Raw genomic sequence first — 20,249 nt, 5'->3', positions numbered from 1 at the left:
TGATGCTATCAGAGACGCAGGCGCCCGCCACGACTGCGTGCCGTTCCCAAGCCGTGCGGCAGCAGACTGGAACGGGTGTGCGCATGGCAAATGGCAATGGCCAGAGCGTCCGAGGCGTCGATTTGCGGTTTGCTGGTGAGCTTGAGCATGTGCATGACCATCATCTGCACCTGTTCTTTATTGGCGGCGCCAGTGCCGACTACAGCCTGCTTGACCTGAGTGGCCGTGTACTCGGCGATCTCCAGGCTCTCTTCAGCGCCAGCCACGATTGCAGCGCCGCGAGCCTGACCGAGTTTCAGCGCCGAATCGGCGTTTTTCGCCATGAAGACTTTTTCGATACCCATGGTGACCGGGCCGTACGTCTGGATGATTTCGCGCACGCCGCGATAGACGATTTGCAGGCGCTCGTGCAGTTCGCCGGCGCCGGTGCGGATACAGCCCGAGGCCACATAGATGCAGCCACCACGCCCGGTATCTCGAACAATGCCGTAACCGGTAATGCGCGAACCGGGGTCGATACCAAGAATTAAAGTCATAACGCCTGCAGAAATTGATGCGAAAGCTGAGGGTACATGTAGGAGCTGCCGAAGGCTGCGATCTTTTGATCTTTCAAAAACAGAAAGATCGCAGCCTTCGGCAGCTCCTACAGGTGAAGTGTAGAGCCAGCAAAAACTGCGACCTTTCTATTTGCATCAACCGAGCTGAGCGGCCACGTCTTCCGGAATGTCCGCGTTGGAGTAGACGTTCTGCACATCATCCAGATCCTCAAGCATGTCAATCAGCTTGAGCACCTTTTCCGCGCCTTCCAGATCCAGTTCGGCGCTGGTGGTCGGCTGCATGACGATTTCCGCGTCATCACCCTTGAAACCGGCGGCTTCCAGCGCGTTACGCACGGCATAGAAACTGGTGAACGAGGTGAACACATCGATCGAGCCGTCTTCGTGGCTGACCACGTCATCGGCATCGGCTTCCAGCGCCGCTTCGGTCAGTGCGTCCTCATCAACGCCCGGCGCGAAGCTGATCTGGCCTTTGCGCTCGAACAAGTAAGCTACCGAACCGTCGGTGCCGAGGTTGCCACCGCACTTGCTGAACGCATGACGAACGGCTGCCGCAGTACGGTTGCGGTTGTCGGTCATGCACTCGACCATCACCGCCACGCCGCCGGGGCCATAACCTTCGTAAGTCAGCTCTTCAACGTTGTCCGCTTCGGTGGCACCGGCGCCGCGCGCGACGGCACGGTCAATGATGTCGCGGCTCATGTTGGCGCTCAGCGCCTTGTCCAGCGCCAGACGCAGACGCGGGTTGGAGCCGGGATCACCGCCGCCCTGACGGGCCGCAACGGTCAGTTCGCGGATCCACTTGGTGAAAATCTTGCCTCTCTTGGCATCCTGACGTTCTTTGCGGTGCTTGATGTTCGCCCACTTGGAATGACCTGCCATAACTCGCTCCGAATTCTCTTTGAAACGTTGCCCGCCCTGCTCATGCAGCGGCAAGCACACAAAAAATCTCGACCTGCTCTCTATAGATAGAAAAAAGGCGCATCCGAAGATGCGCCTTCAGGCCCGTCTTACTCAGCCTTTGGCGTTTCGCGCAAACGAATGTGCAATTCGCGCAGTGCCTTGGCATCCACCACACCCGGCGCTTGCGTCATCACGTCGGCAGCACTCTGGGTTTTCGGGAAAGCGATCACTTCACGGATCGACTGGGCGCCGGTCATCAGCATCACCAGACGGTCGAGACCGAAAGCCAGACCACCGTGTGGCGGTGCACCGTACTTCAGGGCGTCGAGCAGGAAGCCGAACTTCTCTTCCTGTTCCGCTTCATTGATACCCAGCAGGCGGAATACCGACTGTTGCATCTCTTTACGGTGGATACGGATCGAACCGCCACCCAGTTCGGTACCGTTCAGCACCATGTCGTACGCGCGGGACAGAGCGCCAGCCGGGTTGGCTTCGAGTTCTTGCGGCGTGCACTTCGGTGCGGTGAACGGGTGGTGCAGCGCGGAGAAGCTGCCGTCGTCGTTTTCTTCGAACATCGGGAAGTCGACGACCCACATTGGCGCCCACTCGCAGGTCAGCAGCTTGAGGTCGTGACCGAGCTTGATACGCAGCGCGCCCAGGGCTTCGCTGACGATCTTGGCCTTGTCGGCGCCGAAGAACACGATGTCGCCGTCAACTGCGCCAACGCGATCGAGGATGGCGTTGAGGTTTTCCAGCGGGATGTTTTTCACGATCGGCGATTGCAGACCGTCAACACCGGCAGCGCGCTCGTTGACCTTGATGTACGCCAGGCCCTTGGCACCGTAGATGCCGACGAACTTGGTGTAATCGTCGATCTGCTTGCGTGGCATGCTCGCCCCGCCTGGAACGCGCAGTGCGGCGATACGGCACTTCGGATCATTGGCCGGGCCGCTGAACACTTTGAAGTCGACTTCTTTGAGCTGGTCGGCAACGTCGACCAGTTCCAGCGGGTTACGCAGGTCTGGCTTGTCGGAACCGTAGCGGCGCATGGCTTCTTCGAAAGTCATGTGCGGGAAGTCGCCGAATTCCAGACCCAGCACTTCCTTGAACAGGTTGCGGATCATTTCTTCGGTCAGGCCCATGATCTCTTTTTCATCGAGGAAGCTGGTCTCGATGTCGATCTGGGTGAATTCTGGCTGACGGTCAGCGCGCAGGTCTTCGTCGCGGAAGCACTTGGCGATCTGGTAGTAACGGTCGAAACCGGCAACCATCAGCAGTTGCTTGAACAGCTGCGGCGATTGCGGCAACGCGAAGAACGAACCGGCGTGAGTGCGGCTTGGCACCAGATAGTCACGCGCACCTTCAGGGGTGGCACGGGTCAGGATCGGCGTTTCAACGTCGAGGAAGCCGTTCTCGTCGAGGAAGCGACGGATGCTGGTGGTCATGCGCGAACGCAGACGCAGCTTCTCGGCCATTTCCGGACGACGCAGGTCGAGGAAGCGATAACGCAGACGGGTTTCTTCGCCAACGTCGGAGAACTCGTTCAGCGGGAACGGCGGGGTTTCCGACTCGTTCAGCACTTCCAGTTCGTAACCCAGCACTTCGATCATGCCCGACGCCATGTTGGCGTTGGTGGCACCGGCCGGACGCAGACGCACCTTACCGGTGATCTTCACGACGTATTCGCTGCGCACGCGATCGGCAGCGGCGAAGCTCTCGGCGCGATCCGGATCGAATACCACTTGGGCCAGACCATCACGATCACGGATATCGAGGAAAATCACCCCGCCGTGGTCGCGACGACGGTGAACCCATCCGCAAAGGGTAATTTCCTGGCCTTCCAGGCTTTCGTTCAGTTGGCCGCAATAGTGGCTGCGCATCATGGTCGTGGTTCGCTTCTCGTAATTCGAAAAATTCGGTGGAGCTCCCGTTGCTTTTCAAGCAATGCGGAAACTCACGCGTGTCGTTCAACCTGGGGTTGAACCCTAGTCAGATTTGTCGCCACCGGCCAGGTTCTTCTTGGCTCCGGTCTTGAAATCGGTTTCGTACCAACCGCCGCCACTGAGGCGAAAGCCTGGCATCGACAGTTGCTTCTTGAGCTCTGGCGCCTGACAGGCAGGGCAGTCGACCAGCGGGGCCTCGCTGATCTTTTGAATGGCTTCCAACTGATGACCACAGGAAGCACATTGATAATCGTACATCGGCATGGGGGTGTCTCGGCGATCAGATTGCCACCGCGCGCAGGGCTTTGCGGCGAAAGAGCGGGATTATATCGATTAAATGCGGCCTGTGCAGCCGTAAGACTGCACAGGCCGCGACCTCGTTTGCAACCGCCGCTTCAGCGCGATTCGGCAGGTGTAGCTTGCTTGACGCCGTTCATGACACACACCACCCGCACCAGCGCGCTGAAATTTCTCACCCCGCCGTGACGCAAATGCACTTCACGGTCGACATGGGACAACAGCGAGCTGATCGAACAGCAGTTGTCTGCGGCCATATCGCCGAGGATGTCCCAGTAGACCCGCTCCAGCCGCAGGCAGGTCGCATAACCGTTCAGACGCACGGATCGTGACGATGGCTGAACCAGTGCCATGTCGAATTCGTTGACGAACGGATCGACTTTCAATTCATGTGGCAAGCCGACAATCCTGTCGCCTCGCCTGTCTCCCTCTACCATATCGGTGACACTCCTTTGCCATCTCTGCTTGTTTGAAAAGTCACATCCTGTGGCTTTCATAAAAGCGCAGACACAAAGTTATAGCCAGACGACTTATTGACCATCTCCGTAGGATAAGCCAACGATACAGGTAAGATTCCGGACAGCGCGCAGTCCTTCGAATGCTGGCCTGCGCGTCCGCAGGATTATGCTTCCAGCAACGCGCGCAGCATCCACGCAGTTTTCTCGTGAACCTGCATGCGCTGGGTCAACAGGTCTGCTGTCGGCTCATCGCTGACCTTGTCGAGCAACGGGAAGATGCCACGCGCCGTGCGGGTCACGGCTTCCTGGCCATCGACCAGTTGCTTGATCATGTCTTCGGCACTCGGCACGCCCACCTCTTCCTTGATAGAAGAAAGGCGTGCGTAGGTGGCGTAGGCGCCTGGCGCCGGAAAGCCCAAGGCGCGAATACGCTCGGCAATCAAATCAACAGCCAGCGCGAGTTCGTTGTATTGCTCTTCGAACATCAAGTGCAGCGTCCGAAACATCGGACCGGTGACGTTCCAGTGGAAGTTGTGGGTTTTCAGATACAGCACGTAGGTGTCCGACAGCAGACGCGATAAGCCTTCGACGATGGACTTGCGGTCTTCTTCACTGATACCGATATCGATTGCCATGTTTACCCCCTAACGGCGATTGAATTCATCCAACAGGTGCAGACCCACTCTAGCAAGGCTGTCGATACCCCGCAGCCCCGATCAGGTGCACACACTGCGACAAATCGACCGAGGCGATGCCGCTGGCCGGGCTGATTTGAGTAGCCGCAGGCTTTGCTGTTAAATAGGCAGTGTGTCGCCATGCCCCATTTTTCGGGGCGTTGCGCATAGGCTGATGCCGTGAACGTGTCCACCGCCTCTTATTTTGTTCCGAAGCGAACCGTGCGCCTTCAGCTCTTCCTTGTGAGCCGTCATAAACGTGAGCCAATCAAAATGTTGAAAATCGTCCACCTGCTAATGGGCGCAGCGGCATTGCTGCTGTCGTTCATACCCAGCTTGAAATCCGAAGCCGTTCCCTACCTGCAACAACCCGATGCACTTTACCTGGCCTTTTTCGGCCTGCTGAACCTGGTGATTGCCCCAGTGATTCCTTTTTGGAACAAAGGCCCTCGTCAGCATCTGCAAAACCTGGTCAGCGCTCTTCTGGTACTGACCGTTGTCCTGCAAACCCTGACCCTGATCGCCCCGATGCCCGTCATCGCCGGTCAGCCAGCCGTGCTGTTCACCTTGGTGATTGCACTGGTTGCGGTGGTCCTGCACCTGGCCGTCAGCTTCTATCGTTCTTCACCGGCTGCCGCTCCGACCAGCTATGACATGACCAATCGTGATACCGGTACCGTCAAGTGGTTCAACACCTCCAAAGGCTTCGGTTTTATCTCCCGGGATTCCGGAGATGATATTTTCGTGCATTTTCGCGCGATCCGTGGCGAAGGTCACCGCGTCCTGGTCGAAGGCCAGCGTGTGGAGTTCTCGGTAATGAACCGGGACAAGGGCCTGCAAGCCGAGGACGTGATCGCCGCTCTGCCGCGACGCTGATCCAAGGCATTAAAAAACCGCGAGCAGCGTGCTGTTCGCGGTTTTTTTACGCCTGATGAAAAGTATCTGAATCAGTAGTGCGGTGGTGGCGCCTCATCCTCGAAGGACTCGAACTGGCCGACCATCTCTTCCTGGCGCTTGAGCAGGGCCGCCATCTGCAATTGCAGGCGCTCGACCACGCGCTGCTGAGCCACCAGCACGTCGTTCAACGCCTGAATGGTGTCATCCTGAAACGCCAGTCGGCTTTCCAGATCGGTAACGCGATCTTCCAGGCTCATGACTCAGCCCTCCACAAAGGTGAAATGCTCGGTCAGGACCAGACGCAACCGTTCGCGAATGGCGGCGACCTGCTCGGCACTGTATGGCTTGGCCGGGTGTTTGCCCCAGACCGGCGCGGGCCAGGCTGCATCATCGCGTTTGCGCACAATCACATGCATGTGCAATTGAGCGACAACGTTGCCCAGCGTTGCAACGTTCAGCTTGTCGGCGTCAAACAAATCCTTGAGCAGCTCAGCCAGCGCGGTGGTTTCCTGCCACAACTGCTGTTGATCGGCGACATCCAACTGAAACAACTCACTGATATCGTCGCGACGAGGCACCAGGATGAACCAAGGGTAATTGGCGTCATTGGACAGCAGCAGTCGGCAGAGAGGGAAATCACCGATGGTCAGCGTGTCCTGTTGAAGTCGTGAATCTAAAGCAAACACTGCGCGCACTCCCGGCTGATCTTCATTATTCAGCTTAGCGGCGATCCATACGGACAGCGCACCAAGCGACAGGACGGCAGCATACCTGCGAATGCGCCAGCCTTCACGACGACGGTGTACTGCGCCGCTCTGCCAACGCCCCGACATGTGACATTTGCGAGCACAACGCACCAGCATGAAACCAGCATCGACGCTCAACCCGAAAAAATGACCGAAAACCGCAGAGACGCTCAGTGTCATCGCCCGCGCACGCTGTATGAATTCAGAACAGCTGTAAATTTTTTTGCACCAAAACCGCACAGTGCGTCTACGCTCACTGCGTCGGGCATCCGCCAAATACTCACTGAGGGGTGAACCGGTAACGTTTTTGGTTGTCACGCGCGCTTTTCGGCGTGGCAACACCAAAGGAGAAATGGCGTCAAGCATTGAAAAAATCAGGCTTGAAGCCCCGTTTTCACAAGGTTTTCACAAGCACAGGCGGGTGTTCAGAAAAATAACCGCAACCAAATTGCGGTTTGTGCACGCTTGTTGCATTCGTACTCATATGGACTATAAGCGCACCACTGGAAGTGGATGCCTTAAGCCCCATAAGAACAGTGGCAGGGTTGCCCGATGGAGATTCAAGTGTTTTGCCAGGGACTCTTTTTTACCGATGCAAAAAGGCCCATAAACAGCGAGAAAGTTGTCAGTCCGGCTGCGTCGGTACTGTGAATTTGCGACATCCACCACGCCATTTGCGACAACGTCGTAAAGATGCTGAAAGGTTGGATCAGCAAGTATCGCCAACATTGTCGGCGTGATATAAGTTTGCGCCGACACAAAAAGAAAGAGCCGCCCAGATAATAAAACAGGTGGGACGGCAGTACTCTTCTAAAACCAAAGGAGCAAATCACGATGCGCGTGATGAAGTGGAGCATGATCGCACTGGCAGTTGCTGCAGCCGCCAGTACTCAAGTGGCTACGGCCGCCCCGTTTGTAAGTGACCAGGCTGAAGCCAAAGGTTTTGTTGAAGACGCGAAACTCACCGAGACGTTGAAGAACTACTACTTCAACCGCGACAACAAGAACGGCGGCCGCGACCAGAAAGACTGGACCCAGGGTTTCCTTGGTAACTTCACCTCCGGTTATACCCAAGGTACCGTTGGTGTAGGTATTGATGCTTACGGCTATCTGGCCTTGAAACTGGATGGTGGTGACGGTACTTCCGGTACTGGCAACATGAGCCGTAGCGATACCCTCAAGGCCAACGGCTATGCACACGACGTCAACGACAGTCAAGGCAAGGCTGGCGCTTCCATCAAGTTCCGCGTTTCCAAAACCGAGCTGAAATTCGGTGACATGCAGCCAAGCACTTCTCCAGTGTTCGCTGTTGGCGGTTCCCGCATCCTTCCGCAAACTGCCACTGGTTTCCAGTTGCAGAGCAGCGAAATCAAAGACCTTGACCTTGAAGCCGGTCACTTCTACTCGTCTTCCAGTCAGGACAAGAACGCCCGTGACGGCGGTCTGTACTCCAACTATTCGGGTGTAGAAGCCAACAAGATCGACTACTTCGGCGGCAAGTACGGCATCACCGACAACCTGAGCGCTTCGCTCTACGGTGCCAAGCTGGAAGATATCTGGAACCAGTACTACGCGAACGTGAACCTGACCACCCCGTTCGGCGGTGACACTTCGCTGAACACTGACTTCAACATCTACCGCACTACCGACACCGGTGACAAACAGGCAGGTGACATCAGCAACACGACCTTCTCCCTGGCAACTGCACTGTCGTTCCTGAAGGCTCATACCTTCACTCTGGCCTTCCAGAAGGTCAACGGCGATACCCCGTTCGACTACATCGGCGTGGGTAAAAACAACCGTGGTGGCGACTCGATCTTCCTCGCCAACTCCATCCAGTACTCTGACTTCAACGGTCCAGGCGAGAAATCCGTGCAAGCCCGTTACGACCTGAAAATGGCCGAGTACGGCGTTCCAGGCCTGAGCTTTATGGTTCGTTACGTTAAAGGTTGGGATATCGACGGTACCGGTCTGTCTGCAAACAGCCAATACCGCACCAGCACTGGCGCTCCGCTGTACGGTGAAGACGGCGAACACCACGAAACCAACTTCGAAGCCAAGTATGTTGTTCAGTCTGGCCCGGCTAAAGACCTGTCCTTCCGCATTCGTCAAGCCTGGCACGTTGCCAACGCTGACCAAGGCGAAGGCGATGTCAAAGAGTTCCGTCTGATCACCGAATACCCACTGAACATCTTGTAATCGTCAGTGGTTAGTTTGGAAGCATAAAAAAAGGCCCATCTTGCGATGGGCCTTTTTTATTGCCTGCCACTTGCAATAGTTGCCTGACCGATAAGTCAGGCAATTAATTAGCAACCTATCATTGTGTTGCCGATTCCTGCACCACGCGAATCACGCGCTGCGGAAAAGGAATATCAATGCCGGCAGTCTTTAAACGATCACGCGACTGTTCGTTAAACATGAACATCACGTCCCAGTAGTCTGCAGTTTTGACCCACACACGCAGGGAAACAGTGATCGAACTGTCGCCCAAGGTCGAAATCACTGCCTGCGGGGCAGGATCCTGCAACACGCGCTCATCCTTGGCCAGATCCAGCAGCACTTGACGGGCCTTTTGCAGATCGGCTTCGTAATCCACGCCGACATCAAACACAACTTTGCGAGTCGGCTGACGGTTGGTGTTGGTGATGATGCCGTTCGACAGGTTGCCGTTTGGCACGATGATGGTTTTGTTGTCACCGGTACGCAACACCGTGTGGAAAATCTGGATGCTGTCGACTGTACCGGATACGCCTTGCGCTTCGATCCAGTCACCGATACGGAACGGACGGAACAACAGAATCAGCACGCCACCAGCGAAGTTCGCCAGGCTGCCCTGCAAGGCCAGACCGATCGCCAGACCGGCAGCACCGATCGCAGCAACGAACGAGGTGGTTTCCACACCGATCATCGAAGCGACGCTGACAATCAGCAAGACCTTGAGAATGATGTTCGCCAGGCTGCTGATAAAACCTTGCAGCGCCAGATCGGCATTGCGCAGGGCCAGAAGGCCACCGAGTTTCTGCGTGACCTTGTTGATCAGCCACCAGCCGATCGCCAGGGTAATGACCGCCAGCAGCACACGACTGCCGTATTCCATGATCATCGGGATCCACGCCTGGGATGCCTTGACCAGGTTGTCCACCTCAGCATTCAAATCCATGTTCTATCTCCTGATTTCCGGCCATTCGGCACGCGAAAAATAAGCGGCAGAAAACCGCCGGGTGTACACAAAACAATGTGGGAGCGAGCCTGCTCGCGAAGACGGTGTGTCAGTCAACTCACTATTGAATGACATACAGCCTTCGCGAGCAGGCTCGCTCCCACAGATCATCTGACCGAGCTTAGTCGCGGAAGTTGTTGAACTGCAGTGGCATGCCGAACTCTTTGGCCCGCAGTGCAGCGATGGCCTCTTGCAGGTCATCACGCTTCTTGCCGGTCACACGCACTTGCTCGCCCTGAATGGCGGCCTGCACTTTAAGCTTGGCGTCCTTGATGTGGCCGACGATCTTCTTCGCCAGCTCCTTGTCGATGCCTTCCTTGAGCACGGCGTCCTGCTTCATCAGCTTGCCCGAAGCGTACGCGTCTTTGACTTCAAGGCACTGTACGTCGATCTTGCGCTTGACCAGTGCCAGCTTGAGGATTTCGATCATCGCTTCCAGCTGGAACCCGGCTTCAGCGGTGAGGCTGACGGTCAGGTCTTTTTCCTTGAACTCGAAGCTGCCTTTGCCTTTCAGGTCATAACGACGATCGAGTTCCTTCACGGCGTTCTCGACCGCGTTGGTGAGTTCGTGTTTGTCCAGTTCGGATACCACGTCGAACGACGGCATGTAATCTCTCCAATAAAAAGGCGCGCTCGATGTGGATGGAGCGCGCTTGGCTTGCGGTTAAAATCGGGCTCATTATAACGGGTCTTTTCCCACCGACACGGCGAGCCGCACATGCCTGTACGCAATCGAGCAAAAAACTGATGTCCACCCCCTGGCATGTATTGGGCGCCGGCAGCCTCGGCACGCTTTGGGCCACACGTCTGGCCCGGGCCGGTTTGCCGGTCAGACTGATCGTGCGTGACACCGAACGCTTGCAAAGCTATCAGGCTGCGGGCGGCTTGACGCTGGTGGAGCGCGGTGTGGCGAGCACCTATACGGTTCCCGGCGAAACACCCGACAGCCCTGAGCCGATCAGCCGTTTGCTTGTCGCCTGCAAAGCCTACGACGCAGAAAACGCCGTCGCCCGCCTCGCCCCACGACTGACAGCGGACGCCGAACTGATCCTTCTGCAAAACGGCCTCGGCAGCCAGGACGCTGTCGCCAACCGTGTGCCACTGGCCCGCTGCATCAGCGCTTCAAGCACCGAAGGTGCTTTTCGCGATGGCGCCTGGCGTGTCGTGTTTGCCGGCCACGGCTTCACCTGGCTGGGCGACGCTGGCCATCCGGTCGCGCCAATCTGGCTGGACGATCTGGAGGCGGCGAAAATTCCCCATGAATGGAGCACCGATATCCTCACGCGGTTGTGGCGCAAACTGGCGCTCAACTGCGCGATCAATCCGTTGACCGTGCTGCACCATTGCCGTAACGGCGGATTGCAGGAACATCACTGCGAAGTCGCCACGCTGTGCGGCGAACTGGCCGAGCTGCTGGAGCGTTGCGGCCAGCCGGCTGCCGCCGACAACCTGCAACAGGAAGTCGAGCGAGTCATCCACGCCACGGCGGCCAATTACTCGTCGATGTATCAGGACGTCGCCAACCAGCGCCGCACCGAAATCAGCTATCTGTTGGGCCATGCCTGCAAAGTCGCCGCGCGCCACCAGTTGAACCTGCCGCACCTCAATCAATTGCAGCAGCGCCTGGTCGCTCATCTGCTCAGCCTTGGATTGCCCAGCGACTGAGCAGCGGCTACGCTGGCCACTTGTTCCTTTGCTGCGAAAAACCTGATGCCATTGCGCCAGCGCCTCGAAAACCTGCCGGTCGGCCAGAAACTGCTGGCCGCCCTGCTGGTACTGTTGACCACGGTCCTGCTGGTCGCCAACCTGACCTTTATCAGCGCCGCCTATTACATCTCTCAGGAAAGCATGGCACCGCAGGCCTTGCAGACCATCGGCCGGCTGATTGCCAACCCGAGTCTGGTCAGTGAAGCCCTGCAATCCCCGCAAAGCGCCGAGCGCCTGCTCAAAGAACTCGACAGCTATTCGCCGCTGCGCGCCGCTGCCCTGTATGACGGCAAGGGCGAACGGCTGGCGCAAGTCCAGCGCGGCGACAAACTCAGCCTGCCGGAACGCTATCGACACATCGAAGCGTGGCAACTGACCGAGTTTCGCAGTAACCAGTTGATCACCCTGCCCCGCCCCGGCACTGCGCCGGGCCATCTGTTGCTGGTGGCCAGCAGCGAACTGCCGATGGCCTTCTACACCGGCACCCTGACCGCCAGCCTTGGCATTCTGATTTTCAGCGTGTTGTTGTGGCTGGTGATTGCCCGGCAGATCAAACGCCTGATCACCCGACCGATTCACCAGCTCGAAGAGTTGTCGCGTCAGGTCACCCGCGAAGAGAACTATGCCCTGCGCGCTTCACGCGGCAATCATGACGAAATCGGCAGCCTCGCCGAAGCGTTCAACACCATGCTGTCGCGCATCGAAGCCCGCGAGCAGCAACTCAAGCGTGCCCGCGATGACTCGCAAGCCGCCTACGATCAGGCCCAGGGGCTGGCCGAGGAAACCCGCCACACCAACCGCAAGCTGGAGCTGGAAGTCCAGGTACGCAGCAAGATCGAAAAGAAGCTCACCGGTTTCCAGAATTACCTCAACAGCATCATCGACTCGATGCCCTCGGCACTGATCGCCCTCGACGAGCAGCTCTACGTCACCCAGTGGAACCAGGAAGCCAGTGCCCTCTCCGGCACACGACTGGACGAGGCACTGAACCAGCCAATTTTCCTTGCCTTCGAACCGCTCAAGCCGTTTCTGCCGCAGCTCAAACAGACGGTCGAGCAGCACACCGTGGCGAAAATCGAGCGGGTAACCTGGTTCAAGGACGACGAGCCCAAGCATTACGCGTTGACGTTCTATCCATTGATGGGCGGTGCCGGGCGTGGCGTGGTGATCCGCATCGATGACATCACCCAGCGTCTGTCGCTGGAAGAAATGATGGTGCAGTCGGAAAAAATGCTCTCCGTCGGTGGTCTCGCCGCCGGCATGGCCCACGAGATCAACAACCCTCTGGGCGCAATCCTGCACAACGTGCAGAACATCCGGCGGCGCCTGTCCGCCGATCTGCCAAAAAACCTCGAAACCGCCGAGCAACTGGGCATCGAGCTGGACACCGTGAACCGCTACCTGCAGGGCCGCGAAGTGCCGCAATTGCTCGATGGCATTCAACAGGCCGGCGCTCGCGCGGCGAAAATCGTCACGCACATGCTCAGCTTCAGCCGTCGCAGTACCCGGCAGATGGCGCCATGCGATCTGCCGGCGCTGATCGATCAAGCCGTGGAAATTGCCGGCAACGACTTCGATCTGGCCATCGGTTTCGACTTCAAGGGCCAGGCGATCATCCGCCAGTTCGACCCGGCGCTCGGCCCGGTGCCGGGCACTGCCAACGAACTGGAACAGGTGCTGCTCAATCTGCTGAAAAACGCCGCGCAGGCGATTCACCAGCGCGAAGACGACAGTGAGCCGGGGCGGATCATCCTGCGCACCAAACTCAATCCGCCGTGGGCCGAGATTCAGGTTGAAGACAATGGCATCGGCATGAGCGAGAACGTGCGCAAACGCACCTTCGAGCCGTTCTTCACCACCAAGGAAATCGGTCAAGGCACAGGGCTTGGCTTATCGGTGTCGTACTTCATTATTACCAACAATCACAAAGGGCAGATGGAGGTGCAGTCAGCACCGGGCCAGGGCACCTGTTTCACCTTGCGCCTGCCGCTGACGCAACCGCTGCCCATCGCTGCCGAAACCAATCAATTATCGAGGTAACCCATGGGCTTTCGCCTGTCGAAAATCTACACCCGCACCGGCGACAACGGTGAAACCGGCCTGGGTGACGGCCGCCGCGTGCCCAAGGATCACCCGCGCATCGAGGCGATTGGTGAGGTCGATACGCTGAACAGTCAGGTCGGCGTGTTGCTGGCCGGGTTGGTTGCCGAGCGCGAGGCTTGTCCAAGGCTGGATGAACTGATTGAAGTGTTAGCGCCTTGTCAGCATCGCTTGTTTGATCTGGGTGGCGAGTTGGCGATGCCGGCGTATCAGGCGTTGAACGCGGCGGAAATCGAGCGCCTGGAAGCGGCGATCGATGTGTGGAATGAGGAGTTGGGCCCGCTGGAGAATTTCATTCTGCCGGGTGGCTCGATGTTGATTGCCCAAGCCCATGTCTGCCGGAGTCTGGCAAGGAGTGCCGAGCGCCGCTGTCAGCATTTGAATGCGCTGGAGCCGTTGGCCGGGGTCGGGCTGGCGTATATCAATCGGTTGTCGGATTTGCTGTTTGTGGCGGCGCGGTTGATTGCGCGGAGGCAGGGGATTGCGGAGATTCTCTGGCAGCCAGCGGCAAAACCTGCAGAAATCTAGCGCCTGACAGATCGCCTTCGCGAGCAAGCTCGCTCCCACAATTGACCGCGCTACTTCAGGTAGAACGCGGTCAACTGTAGGAGTGAGCCTGCTCGCGATGAGGTCAGTAGCCGTTAAACAGAATCAGGCCAGAACGCGCGAATCCCTGCCACGCCTTGCGCACCAACGCCCCAGGCTTTCTCCCGCTCCGCCGGACCAACCCCGCCCAACAGAAACACCGGTTTGCTGAAGCTTTCAATCAACGCCCCAGCCTGCTGCCAGCCCAGCGGCTGCGCATCCGGGTGAGTCAGCGTCGGCTGCACCGGCGACAGGGTCACAAAATCCACGCCTATCTGTTCCGCCAACGCCAATTCCTCAGCGTTGTGGCACGACGCCGCCAACCAGCGCTCCGCCGGCAATGGACGCCCCGCCGCGGCGTATTTGCGCAGCTGCGCAGAAGTGATGTGCCAACCGGCAGACGGGAAATCGCCAAGCCACTCGAACGGCCCTTTGATCATCAACTGCGCTTTACCGGCACACAGACCGGCGGCATCGACCGCCAGATCGCGGTACTTGGGGTCATAGCCGTTCGGCGCGCGCAGCTGGATCAATTTGATCCCACCAGCAATTGCCTTCTGGATACCGCGCAGGAGTGCCGGGGTTTCCAGGTCTTCAGGGGTAATCAGGTACTCCGCCGGCAAACGCGCGGCAGCAACGATCGGCTGGTTGGCCGCCGGGAACTCGTAGTTCGCCAGCTCCTTCGCGGTCACCCAGGCCAAAGGCTGCCCCTCTGCGCCGTGCGGCTCGCCGGTGAAGGCCGAGACTTCCCAGACATCCAGCAATACCTGTTTGTCGGGGTAATCGTGACGCACTTTGATCAGCGGTCGGGCGGCGCCAACGACGATGCCCAACTCTTCGTGCAGCTCACGGGCCAGTGCACTTTCGACCGACTCGTCGGCCTCGACCTTGCCGCCGGGAAACTCCCACAGACCACCCTGATGCTGGGTGTCGGCGCGGCGGGCGATGAGGATTTTGCCGCTGTCGTCACGAATGACCGCAGCGGCGACGTGTACACGTTTCACGGATTCAACTCCTCCAGTCCAGCCTTTTGCCACGCTTTGAAAGCGGGCCATTGGTAGACGGTTTCAACATAGGCTTCGTCGGCGGCCGGCAGCTGCACTTGATAAGTGCGCAGACGCACGGCAATCGGTGCGAAGAACGCATCGGCCAGACTGACGCGACCAAACAGATACGGCCCGCTCTCGGTGGCGGCGGCACGGCACTCGGCCCACAGCGCGAGCATGCGTTCGATGTCGACCTTCACTTCTGGCGGTACCGGGTTCAGCGGTGCGTCATGGTTGAGGTTGAACGGCATGTGATTGCGCATGGCGAAGAAGCCGCTGTGCATTTGTGCGCAGGCGGATCGCGCCTGAGCACGAGCAAAAATGTCGGTGGGCCATAGTTGCTCGGACGGGAACTGCTCGGCGAGGTATTCGGCGATTGCCAGCGAGTCGGCAATGGTGCCGCGCGCTGTTTGCAGCAGCGGGACTTTAGCGGTCGGCGAATGCTTGAGCAGCAGCGCGCGGGTGTCGGGCTTGCCGAGTTTGATCAGTTCTTCGCTGTAGGGTGCGCCGGTCAGTTCGAGCGCCAGGGCGGCGCGCAGGGACCAGGAGGACAGCAGTTTGTCGCCGATGATCAGGTGCAGGGACATGGGTGTGGCGCCTTTTCGTCAGGAGAATCAGGCCAGAATTTTTGGTGGCTGATGGGTCGCCATCGCGAGCAGGCTCACTCCTACAGGTGATCTGTGGCGTTCACAAACCACTGTAGGAGTGAGCCTGCTCGCGATGGCATCGACTCGGTCTCAGGTTAGATCAAGTGCGGTATTCAGCGTTGATCTTCACGTATTCATGCGACAGGTCAGTGGTCCAGATGGTTTCGCTGCAATCGCCGCGACCCAGTTCGATACGGATGGTGATCTCTTCCTGCTGCATCACTGCCGAACCCTGCGCTTCAGTGTAGGTCGCCGCACGGGCGCCACGGCTGGCGATGCACACGTCACCGAGGAACACGTCGATCTTGCTCACGTCCAGATCCGGCACACCGGCACGGCCAACGGCAGCGAGGATACGGCCCCAGTTCGGGTCGGAGGCGAACAGCGCGGTCTTGATCAGCGGCGAGTGCGCCACGGTATAGCCGACGTCGAGGCATTCCTGATGATTGCCACCACCATTCACTTCAACCGTCACGAACTTGGTCGCGCCTTCGCCGTCGCGCACGATGGCTTGGGCCACGTCCATGCACACTTCGAACACCGCTTGCTTCAGTTTGGCGAACAGCTCGCCTTCGGCACGGTTGATTTCCGGCAGTGCAGCTTTGCCGGTGGCAATCAGCATGCAGCAATCGTTGGTCGAGGTATCGCCGTCGATGGTGATGCGGTTGAACGACTTGTTCGCGCCATCGAGCATCAAGTTGTGCAGGACATCGCGGGAGACTTTGGCGTCGGTAGCGATGTAACCGAGCATGGTCGCCATGTTCGGGCGGATCATGCCCGCGCCTTTGCTGATGCCGGTAACGGTGATCGTCACGCCGTCATGCGCGAACTGGCGGCTGGCGCCCTTCGGCAGAGTATCGGTGGTCATGATGCCGGTGGCGGCCGCTTCCCAGTTGTTTTCCGACAGATCATCCAGCGCGGCTTGCAGGGCGCCTTCGATCTTCTCGACCGGCAGTGGCTCGCCGATCACGCCGGTGGAGTACGGCAGAATCTGGCTGGCATCGACACCGGTCAGCTCAGCCAGTTTCGCGGTGGTGCGCTCGGCAGCGGCCAGACCCGGCTCGCCGGTACCGGCGTTGGCATTGCCAGTGTTGGTCAGCAAATAACGCACGGCGTTCTGGACGCGCTTCTTCGCCAGGATCACCGGCGCGGCGCAAAAGGCGTTCAAGGTGAACACGCCCGCCACGGTCGAGCCTTCGGCGCAGCGCATCACAACGACATCTTTGCGCCCCGGGCGCTTGATGCCGGCCGAGGCGATACCGAGTTCAAAACCGGCAACCGGGTGCAACGTTGGCAAAGGACCAAGACCAACAGCCATGAATGCGCTCCTTACTCAATGATGTCAGCACCGCCACGCGCAGTGACGGTGGTTTAAATGGCAAAACGCCGCGACGGCAGGAGCCGGTCGCGGCGCGGGTATTTCAGCGATTGAAACGGGTTTTACTGGATCTGCCCGTGGCAATGCTTGAATTTCTTGCCCGAACCGCAGTAGCACAGTTCGTTGCGGCCCAGCTTCTGCTCGTTGCGCACCGGCGCGGTAGCGAGGGCCACATCGACCTCCTCACCCAATACTTCCGGTTGCTCCAGACCTGGCGCTTCGGCGTGTTCGAACTGCATGCGGGCGGCCAGTGCTTCGGCTTCCTGACGCAGACGTTGCTCTTCGGCTTCCGGATCTTCGCGGCGCACCTGAACGTGCGACAGCACACGGATCGAGTCGCGCTTGATCGAATCGAGCAGCTCGGAGAACAGCGTGAACGACTCGCGCTTGTATTCCTGCTTCGGGTTCTTCTGAGCGTAGCCACGCAGGTGGATACCGTGACGCAGGTGATCCATGGTCGACAGGTGGTCTTTCCACAGGTCATCCAGAACACGCAGTACGATTTGTTTCTCGAACGAGCGCAGTGCGTCGGCACCGGCCTGGTCTTCTTTCTCGTTGTACGCCGCCATCAGCTCGGTCATGAGCTTCTCGCGCAGGGTTTCTTCGTACAGGTGATCGTCTTCGTCGAGCCACTGCTGGATCGGCAGTGTCACGCCGAAGTCGCTGGCAATCGAAGCTTCCAGACCGGCCACGTCCCACTGCTCTGGCAACGATTGCGGCGGAATGTGCGCACTGACGGTCGCGTTGAGCACGTCCTGACGGAAATCGGCGATGGTTTCACCGATGTTGTCAGCGGCCAGCAACGTGTTACGCATGTGATAGATCACTTTACGCTGTTCGTTGTTGACGTCGTCAAACTCAAGCAGTTGCTTGCGAATATCGAAGTTACGGCCTTCAACCTTGCGCTGTGCCTTCTCGATCGCGTTGGTCACCATGCGGTGCTCGATCGCTTCGCCCGGCTGCATGCCCAGGGCTTTCATGAAGTTCTTCACTCGATCAGAAGCGAAGATGCGCATCAGGCTGTCTTCCAGCGACAGGTAGAAGCGGCTGGAACCGGCATCGCCCTGACGACCGGCACGGCCACGCAGCTGGTTGTCGATACGGCGCGATTCGTGACGCTCGGAAGCGATCACCTGCAAACCGCCCGATTCGAGCACTTGCTGGTGACGCTTCTGCCAGTCGGCCTTGATCTGGGCAATCTGCTCAGGGGTCGGATTTTCCAGCGACGCGACTTCAACCTCCCAATTACCGCCCAACAGGATGTCGGTACCACGACCGGCCATGTTGGTGGCGATGGTCAGGGCGCCCGGACGACCGGCCTGTGCGATGATCTCGGCTTCTTTTTCGTGGAACTTGGCGTTGAGAACCTTGTGTTCGATGCCTTCCTTCACGAGCAATGCGGACATGTGCTCGGAGGTTTCGATAGTCGCAGTACCCACCAGCACCGGACGACCGGCCGCCATGCTTTCCTTGATGTCCGCAACGATCGCCGCGTATTTCTCTTCAGCGGTGAGGAACACCAGATCGTTGAAGTCTTTACGCGCCAACGGTTTGTTCGGCGGAATGACCATGACTTCCAGACCATAGATCTGGTGGAATTCGAACGCTTCGGTGTCAGCGGTACCGGTCATGCCGGACAGCTTGGTGTACAGACGGAAGTAGTTCTGGAACGTGGTCGATGCCAGGGTCTGGCTCTCAGCCTGAATATTCAGGCCTTCCTTGGCTTCGATGGCCTGGTGCAGGCCTTCGGACAGACGGCGGCCCGGCATGGTACGGCCGGTGTGTTCGTCGACCAGTACGACCTGACCGTCTTGCACGATGTATTCGATGTTGCGATTGAACAGCTTGTGCGCACGCAGACCGGCATATACGTGGGTCAGCAGGCCCAGGTTATGCGCCGAGTACAGGCTCTCGCCTTCAGCCAGCAGGCCGACGCGGGTGAGCATGTCTTCGATGAACTGGTGACCGGCTTCGTTGAGTTCGACCTGACGGGTCTTCTCGTCAACGGTGTAATGGCCAGCCTTGGTGACTTCGCCTTCGACTTCTTCGACGTGCAGTTCCAGCTGCGGGATCAGTTTATTGATCTCCATGTACAGCTTGGAGCTGTCCTCGGCCTGACCGGAAATGATCAGCGGGGTACGCGCTTCGTCGATGAGAATGGAGTCAACTTCGTCGATCACGGCAAAGTTGAGTTCGCGCTGGAATTTTTCTTCCATGCTGAACGCCATGTTGTCGCGCAGGTAGTCGAAACCGAATTCGTTGTTGGTGCCGTAGGTGATGTCGGCGGCGTAGGCCAGACGTTTCTCTTCCGGCGGCTGGAACGGCGTCACGACGCCGACGGTCAGGCCGAGGAATTCATACAGCGGGCGCATCCAGTTGGCGTCACGACGCGCCAGGTAGTCGTTCACCGTCACAACGTGCACGCCCTTGCCGGACAGCGCGTTGAGGTAAACACCCAGGGTCGCTACGAGGGTTTTACCCTCACCGGTGCGCATTTCGGCGATCTTGCCTTCGTGCAAGGTCATGCCACCGACGAGCTGCACGTCGAAGTGGCGCATACCCATGATGCGCTTGCCGGCTTCGCGGGCGACCGCAAAGGCTTCTGGCAGCAGCTTGTCGAGGGTTTCCCCTTTGGCGATGCGGGCCTTGAACTCTTCGGTCTTGGCGCGCAACTGATCGTCCGAAAGGGCCACCATTTGCTCTTCGAAGGCATTGACGAGCTGCACCGTCTTGAGCATGCGTTTGACTTCACGCTCGTTCTTGCTTCCAAAAAGTTTCTTTAACAAAGGCGCAAACATATCGGCAGGATCTTCCACACTAAAGGGATGGAGGGCGGCCCCGTGAGCGTCGCCCGTGCAGCCCTCATGGCCGCATGCGAACGAGCATTCTACCCGGAAACGGAAGTGAGGAAAGTGGCGATGTTCCACGATGCTGGCACTGCGCTTTGACGGGGCTCACTTAAAATAGGGGCGTTTTGCTCAACTTCAAGTCATACGAGGCAGAAGTTAGTCGTTGATTTAATGGGTAAAGGGGGGGCAAAAGCAATGGGCGAGTGAGTTTGGCCTTTCTGCTACCATGGCGACTCTGTTAC

19 protein-coding genes are annotated in these 20,249 nt (G+C 58.5%); 5 read left to right on the top strand and 14 right to left on the bottom strand.

Annotated features, from left to right (window positions below; translation table 11 throughout):
- Window positions 1–8: 8 nt before the first annotated feature.
- The 6 genes from ruvC to ACI514_RS02115 all read right to left on the bottom strand — a co-directional run bounded on the left by ruvC (window position 9) and on the right by ACI514_RS02115 (window position 4,793).
- A complete protein-coding gene (gene ruvC, locus ACI514_RS02140) occupies window positions 9–536 on the bottom strand; it encodes a crossover junction endodeoxyribonuclease RuvC (protein WP_007951206.1) in 528 nt (175 codons plus the stop codon).
- Between the two features lie 156 nt (window positions 537–692).
- On the bottom strand, window positions 693–1,439 hold the full coding sequence (locus ACI514_RS02135) for a YebC/PmpR family DNA-binding transcriptional regulator (protein ID WP_007912738.1): 747 nt from the start codon (window positions 1,437–1,439) through the stop codon (window positions 693–695).
- A 128-nt stretch (window positions 1,440–1,567) separates the two neighbouring features.
- Window positions 1,568–3,343, bottom strand: a complete 1,776-nt coding sequence (aspS, locus tag ACI514_RS02130; RefSeq protein WP_016983822.1) for an aspartate--tRNA ligase — start codon at window positions 3,341–3,343, stop codon at window positions 1,568–1,570.
- 102 nt (window positions 3,344–3,445) lie between these two features.
- On the bottom strand, window positions 3,446–3,667 hold the full coding sequence (locus tag ACI514_RS02125) for an FmdB family zinc ribbon protein (RefSeq protein ID WP_007912741.1): 222 nt from the start codon (window positions 3,665–3,667) through the stop codon (window positions 3,446–3,448).
- 131 nt (window positions 3,668–3,798) lie between these two features.
- Window positions 3,799–4,137 carry a ribbon-helix-helix domain-containing protein gene (locus tag ACI514_RS02120; RefSeq protein ID WP_160059175.1) on the bottom strand — a complete coding sequence of 113 codons (339 nt, stop codon included), beginning with the start codon at window positions 4,135–4,137 and terminating at the stop codon, window positions 3,799–3,801.
- 185 nt (window positions 4,138–4,322) lie between these two features.
- Window positions 4,323–4,793, bottom strand: a complete 471-nt coding sequence (locus ACI514_RS02115) for a Dps family protein (protein ID WP_007912745.1) — start codon at window positions 4,791–4,793, stop codon at window positions 4,323–4,325.
- Window positions 4,794–5,105: 312 nt separating this feature from the next.
- On the opposite strand from ACI514_RS02115, the gene ACI514_RS02110 reads away from it, so the two are divergent.
- Window positions 5,106–5,708: a cold-shock protein gene (locus tag ACI514_RS02110; protein ID WP_007912746.1), complete on the top strand. Its 603-nt coding sequence runs from the start codon at window positions 5,106–5,108 to the stop codon at window positions 5,706–5,708.
- A 71-nt stretch (window positions 5,709–5,779) separates the two neighbouring features.
- Here ACI514_RS02110 and ACI514_RS02105 read toward each other — a convergent pair whose 3' ends face one another.
- Both ACI514_RS02105 and ACI514_RS02100 read right to left on the bottom strand, forming a co-directional pair.
- Window positions 5,780–5,986: a SlyX family protein gene (locus ACI514_RS02105; RefSeq protein ID WP_034153424.1), complete on the bottom strand. Its 207-nt coding sequence runs from the start codon at window positions 5,984–5,986 to the stop codon at window positions 5,780–5,782.
- A 3-nt stretch (window positions 5,987–5,989) separates the two neighbouring features.
- Entirely contained in the window at window positions 5,990–6,415 is a 426-nt protein-coding gene (locus tag ACI514_RS02100) for an HIT domain-containing protein (protein ID WP_160060130.1), read from the bottom strand.
- 894 nt (window positions 6,416–7,309) lie between these two features.
- Here ACI514_RS02100 and ACI514_RS02095 point away from each other — a divergent pair.
- Window positions 7,310–8,674, top strand: a complete 1,365-nt coding sequence (locus ACI514_RS02095) for an OprD family porin (RefSeq protein ID WP_160059176.1) — start codon at window positions 7,310–7,312, stop codon at window positions 8,672–8,674.
- Between the two features lie 118 nt (window positions 8,675–8,792).
- On the opposite strand, the gene ACI514_RS02090 is transcribed toward ACI514_RS02095, so the two are convergent.
- Both ACI514_RS02090 and ACI514_RS02085 read right to left on the bottom strand, forming a co-directional pair.
- A complete protein-coding gene (locus ACI514_RS02090; protein WP_034153426.1) occupies window positions 8,793–9,635 on the bottom strand; it encodes a mechanosensitive ion channel family protein in 843 nt (280 codons plus the stop codon).
- A 181-nt stretch (window positions 9,636–9,816) separates the two neighbouring features.
- Entirely contained in the window at window positions 9,817–10,302 is a 486-nt protein-coding gene (locus ACI514_RS02085; RefSeq protein WP_007912755.1) for a YajQ family cyclic di-GMP-binding protein, read from the bottom strand.
- A gap of 140 nt (window positions 10,303–10,442) precedes the next feature.
- Here ACI514_RS02085 and ACI514_RS02080 point away from each other — a divergent pair, with 140 nt between their 5' ends.
- From ACI514_RS02080 to ACI514_RS02070, 3 genes are read left to right on the top strand one after another with little or no spacing between them, the layout of a single operon-like run.
- Window positions 10,443–11,360, top strand: a complete 918-nt coding sequence (locus ACI514_RS02080; protein WP_160059177.1) for a putative 2-dehydropantoate 2-reductase — start codon at window positions 10,443–10,445, stop codon at window positions 11,358–11,360.
- 45 nt (window positions 11,361–11,405) lie between these two features.
- Complete coding sequence (locus tag ACI514_RS02075; RefSeq protein ID WP_405123000.1) at window positions 11,406–13,442, top strand: ATP-binding protein; 2,037 nt, start codon at window positions 11,406–11,408, stop codon at window positions 13,440–13,442.
- Window positions 13,443–13,445: 3 nt separating this feature from the next.
- Window positions 13,446–14,030 (top strand): cob(I)yrinic acid a,c-diamide adenosyltransferase, encoded by a 585-nt coding sequence (locus ACI514_RS02070; protein WP_405122999.1) that lies wholly within the window; start codon window positions 13,446–13,448, stop codon window positions 14,028–14,030.
- A 113-nt stretch (window positions 14,031–14,143) separates the two neighbouring features.
- On the opposite strand, the gene ACI514_RS02065 is transcribed toward ACI514_RS02070, so the two are convergent.
- The 4 genes from ACI514_RS02065 to secA form a co-directional block, all read right to left on the bottom strand.
- The gene (locus tag ACI514_RS02065; protein ID WP_160059180.1) at window positions 14,144–15,091 is read right to left on the bottom strand and encodes a Nudix family hydrolase; all 948 of its coding nucleotides are present in this window, start codon (window positions 15,089–15,091) and stop codon (window positions 14,144–14,146) included.
- Window positions 15,088–15,720: a glutathione S-transferase family protein gene (locus tag ACI514_RS02060; protein ID WP_405122998.1), complete on the bottom strand. Its 633-nt coding sequence runs from the start codon at window positions 15,718–15,720 to the stop codon at window positions 15,088–15,090. The genes ACI514_RS02065 and ACI514_RS02060 overlap by 4 nt, the downstream gene beginning before the upstream one ends.
- Window positions 15,721–15,880: 160 nt before the next feature.
- A complete protein-coding gene (argJ, locus tag ACI514_RS02055) occupies window positions 15,881–17,098 on the bottom strand; it encodes a bifunctional glutamate N-acetyltransferase/amino-acid acetyltransferase ArgJ (RefSeq protein WP_405122997.1) in 1,218 nt (405 codons plus the stop codon).
- A gap of 122 nt (window positions 17,099–17,220) precedes the next feature.
- Window positions 17,221–19,956, bottom strand: a complete 2,736-nt coding sequence (gene secA / locus ACI514_RS02050) for a preprotein translocase subunit SecA (protein ID WP_160059183.1) — start codon at window positions 19,954–19,956, stop codon at window positions 17,221–17,223.
- Window positions 19,957–20,249: the final 293 nt, after the last annotated feature.

The organism is Pseudomonas sp. M20, from assembly GCF_045037865.1.
Taxonomy (GTDB): domain Bacteria; phylum Pseudomonadota; class Gammaproteobacteria; order Pseudomonadales; family Pseudomonadaceae; genus Aquipseudomonas.
This window is presented reverse-complemented; position numbering and strand designations above follow the sequence as displayed.

Coding starts and splice junctions, on each gene's coding strand:
- ruvC (WP_007951206.1), bottom strand. CDS start 536: ATGACTTTAATTCTTGGTATCGACCCCGGTTCGCGCATTACCGGTTAC.
- ACI514_RS02135 (WP_007912738.1), bottom strand. CDS start 1,439: ATGGCAGGTCATTCCAAGTGGGCGAACATCAAGCACCGCAAAGAACGT.
- aspS (WP_016983822.1), bottom strand. CDS start 3,343: ATGATGCGCAGCCACTATTGCGGCCAACTGAACGAAAGCCTGGAAGGC.
- ACI514_RS02125 (WP_007912741.1), bottom strand. CDS start 3,667: ATGCCGATGTACGATTATCAATGTGCTTCCTGTGGTCATCAGTTGGAA.
- ACI514_RS02120 (WP_160059175.1), bottom strand. CDS start 4,137: ATGGTAGAGGGAGACAGGCGAGGCGACAGGATTGTCGGCTTGCCACAT.
- ACI514_RS02115 (WP_007912745.1), bottom strand. CDS start 4,793: ATGGCAATCGATATCGGTATCAGTGAAGAAGACCGCAAGTCCATCGTC.
- ACI514_RS02110 (WP_007912746.1), top strand. CDS start 5,106: ATGTTGAAAATCGTCCACCTGCTAATGGGCGCAGCGGCATTGCTGCTG.
- ACI514_RS02105 (WP_034153424.1), bottom strand. CDS start 5,986: ATGAGCCTGGAAGATCGCGTTACCGATCTGGAAAGCCGACTGGCGTTT.
- ACI514_RS02095 (WP_160059176.1), top strand. CDS start 7,310: ATGCGCGTGATGAAGTGGAGCATGATCGCACTGGCAGTTGCTGCAGCC.
- ACI514_RS02090 (WP_034153426.1), bottom strand. CDS start 9,635: ATGGATTTGAATGCTGAGGTGGACAACCTGGTCAAGGCATCCCAGGCG.
- ACI514_RS02085 (WP_007912755.1), bottom strand. CDS start 10,302: ATGCCGTCGTTCGACGTGGTATCCGAACTGGACAAACACGAACTCACC.
- ACI514_RS02080 (WP_160059177.1), top strand. CDS start 10,443: ATGTCCACCCCCTGGCATGTATTGGGCGCCGGCAGCCTCGGCACGCTT.
- ACI514_RS02075 (WP_405123000.1), top strand. CDS start 11,406: ATGCCATTGCGCCAGCGCCTCGAAAACCTGCCGGTCGGCCAGAAACTG.
- ACI514_RS02070 (WP_405122999.1), top strand. CDS start 13,446: ATGGGCTTTCGCCTGTCGAAAATCTACACCCGCACCGGCGACAACGGT.
- ACI514_RS02060 (WP_405122998.1), bottom strand. CDS start 15,720: ATGTCCCTGCACCTGATCATCGGCGACAAACTGCTGTCCTCCTGGTCC.
- argJ (WP_405122997.1), bottom strand. CDS start 17,098: ATGGCTGTTGGTCTTGGTCCTTTGCCAACGTTGCACCCGGTTGCCGGT.
- secA (WP_160059183.1), bottom strand. CDS start 19,956: ATGTTTGCGCCTTTGTTAAAGAAACTTTTTGGAAGCAAGAACGAGCGT.